At 74.6% G+C, this 2709-nt stretch carries 3 protein-coding genes and 1 pseudogene; 1 reads left to right on the top strand and 3 read right to left on the bottom strand.

Translation table 11 applies throughout. The features are described 5' to 3' along the window. Positions 1 to 1165 (top strand): annotated as a pseudogene (locus tag KBX53_RS28850) (transcriptional regulator); the annotation flags it as partial. Between the two features lie 7 nt (positions 1166 to 1172). On the opposite strand, the gene KBX53_RS28845 reads toward KBX53_RS28850, so the two are convergent. The 3 genes from KBX53_RS28845 to KBX53_RS28835 all read right to left on the bottom strand — a co-directional run. Next, the gene (locus tag KBX53_RS28845; RefSeq protein WP_210862741.1) at positions 1173 to 1721 is read right to left on the bottom strand and encodes a dihydrofolate reductase family protein; all 549 of its coding nucleotides are present in this window, start codon (positions 1719 to 1721) and stop codon (positions 1173 to 1175) included. A 133-nt stretch (positions 1722 to 1854) separates the two neighbouring features. Next, on the bottom strand, positions 1855 to 2409 hold the full coding sequence (locus KBX53_RS28840) for a hypothetical protein (RefSeq protein ID WP_309140879.1): 555 nt from the start codon (positions 2407 to 2409) through the stop codon (positions 1855 to 1857). Between the two features lie 17 nt (positions 2410 to 2426). Further along, positions 2427 to 2709 (bottom strand): S9 family peptidase (locus KBX53_RS28835; RefSeq protein ID WP_210862739.1); only part of this gene is annotated, 283 nt, incomplete at its 5' end.

Below are 2709 nucleotides of genomic sequence, written 5' to 3'. Positions count from 1 at the left end.
CCTGCGTGCCGCGCTGGGCCACGGTGGCGGGCTGCGGCTGGCCGTCGCCCTGAGCTGGTACTGGTTTCTGCGTGGCCGGCTCACCGAGGCACGGCGTGCCCTGTCGATGCGCGGCGACCCGGCGCAGGAAGCCCGCGCGGCGGCCTGGCGAGTGGGCTTCGCCCTGGTGCGGGGCGAGGCCGTCGCGCCCGCGCAGGTGCGCGCCGCGGTCGCCGGCGACCCGGACGGTCGGGGCGCCTGGTTCGCGGCCAACGCGGTGACCGACCACAGTGACCTGGCCCTGGCGGCGGAGCTGTTGCCCACCCCCGCCGACGCGTGGACCGAGGCCGCGGTGCTCACCACCCAGGCCAAGATCGCGCACGTGCTGGGCGACCAGGCGACGCTGGAGCGGGCGGCGACCCGCAGCGCCGCGCTCTTCGCCGACCTCGGCGACCAGTGGGGGCAGCTTCAGGCGACCGAGTGGGTGGGCGCGTTGGCGGAGATGCGCGGCGAGCACGACCGCGCCGCCGCGCTGCACCGCGACGGGCTGCGCTGGGCCGAGCAGCTGGGGCTGTGGCCGCAGGTCGGCACCGAGCTGTCCTGGCTGGCGTGGCTGGCGGTGCAGACCCGCGACTACCCGCAGGCCCGGGAGTTGGCCGAACGCGCGTACCGGCTGGCGCAGGAGCACGACTCCCCCAGCGCGCTGGTCTTCGCGGAGCTGAGCCTCGGGCTGGCCGCCCGCCGCGACGGCAAGCTCGATCTGGCCGTCACCCACCTGACCCGCCTCGCCGAGCGGGGGCGAGCCGAGGCCCAGCCTGCGCTCTACCTGCCACCGGTCCTGGTCGAGCTGGGCCACGCGGTCGAGCAGGGTGGCGACCCGGACGCCGCGCTGGCCCTGCACGTCGAGGCGTTCGAGGTCGCCGAGGCGATGGCCGCGCCCCGCGACGCGAGCTACGCCCTGGAGGGGATGGCGTCGGCGGTGCGGGCCCCGGAGGCCGCCGCCCGGTTGCTCGGCGCGGCCGCCGCGGCGCGGCTCGCCACGCAGGCTCCGCCCGCCCCGGCCGAACGCGACGAGATCGAGCGGGTGACCGGTCGGGTGGGCGCCGCGCTCGGTCGGGAACGCTTCGACGCGCTGGTCGCCGAGGGCGCGAAGCTGAGCCCGGGCGAGGCCCGGGCTCAGCTCTGACCGGTGCTCAGCGCTTCGGCTGGTACGAGGCGACGATCACGCCGCTCTTGTGCACCCGGGTGTCGACCAGGTCGAACGACGCCTTGAAGTCGGTCAGCGGCACCGTCACGCTGGCGGCGCCCTCCAGCACGGGGTGGATCCAGAACCGGACCTCGTCCACCAGACCGGCCCGGATCAGCTGGGCGGTGACCGAGCCGAAGCCGTACTGGATGATGTTCTTGCCCTCCTGGGCCTTGAGCGCGGTGACCGCCGCGACCAGATCGCCCTGGAGCACCTCCGTGTTGTTCCAGGTGGGGTTGGTCAGGGTGGTGGAGGCGACGTACTTCTTGACGTTGTTGAAGTACGCCGCGCCCGTGGTCGGGTCGCTCTCGTCCATGTTCGGCCAGGCCACGGACATGCCGTCGTAGGTGGCCCGGCCCATCAGCATCGCGTCCGCCTCGTCGGTCTGCGCTCCGGCGAGGCTCATGGCCTCCTCGTCGAAGTACGGCCCGGTCCACATCGGGTTCTCGATGACGCCGTCGAGGGTGATGTAGGTCGAGTTGATGAGCTTGCGCATCGGAATCTCCTGGGTGTCGGTCGTGCTCTCCGGTGACACCCAGAACTCTGCCGGCGACCGCTTACGATTCGCTTCAGGTGCCCTTTCGCGGGCCCGGAAGCGGGCCTGACAGCGGGCCCGACGGCGGGTCCTTTCACGGACCCGACGGCGGGTCCGGAAGCGGGTCGGTCAGCGGGATCGGCAACGCCTGCGGGGTCACCGCGCCGCCGCCGGTCGAGTGGGCCGGGGCGGGACGGTCGCCGACGCGGCTGTGCAGCCGTCCACGCCCGGCCGGCCCGGCGCGGCGGGTCACCTCGACAGTCACCATCCGCACCGGCGGTGGTGGCACGGCGAACCGCCCGACGCCCCACCGCACCCAGATCGGGATCCGGCCGGCGTCCGCCTCCGCGCGCAGCTTCTGCACGGTGCGGGCCCGGTCGGTGTGGTCGACCTCCACCACCACGGGCGGGCCGTCCGGGCGGGCGCACGCCACGTCGAGCACCGAGTGCCGCTGCTGAAGCGGCGGTGGCAACGGCAACACGCTGGGCGCGCGCCGGTAGACCCGCCAACCCTGGGCCTCCGCCCACCGCACCACCGCGTCGATCACCCGCGCGGTGACCTCGTCGGTGTCCAGGTCGACGAACGTCAGCTCAGTCAGCCAGCGGCCCAGGTCCGCGGCCAACCGCTCGCCCTGCGCCGCGACCTCCACCGGCGCAGGATAACGCCTCAGCCGAGCACGCTCGCGGTGGCGGCGAGGTGCCGGGTCAGCCAGGCGGCGGTGGCCGTCCGGGCCGCCTCGGCGTTGGCACGGCCCAGGAAGTCGTGCCCCTCACCGGCGAGCACCAGGTGCCCGTGCGGCACACCCCGGGCGGCGAGGGCCTCGGCGACCTGCGCCGACTCGCCCGCCGGCACGTTGGTGTCGTTGGCGCCGTGGATGAGCAGCACCGGCACGTCGAGCCGGTCGATGTGGGTCATCGGCGACAGGTCGCGCAGCAGGTCCGCGTCCCGC

It is taken from the genome of Micromonospora sp. M51 (assembly GCF_018070305.1).
Classification (GTDB): Bacteria; Actinomycetota; Actinomycetes; order Mycobacteriales; family Micromonosporaceae; genus Micromonospora; species Micromonospora parva.
The sequence above is the reverse complement of the archived record's forward strand: the minus strand, read 5'-3'. Positions and strand labels throughout refer to the sequence as shown.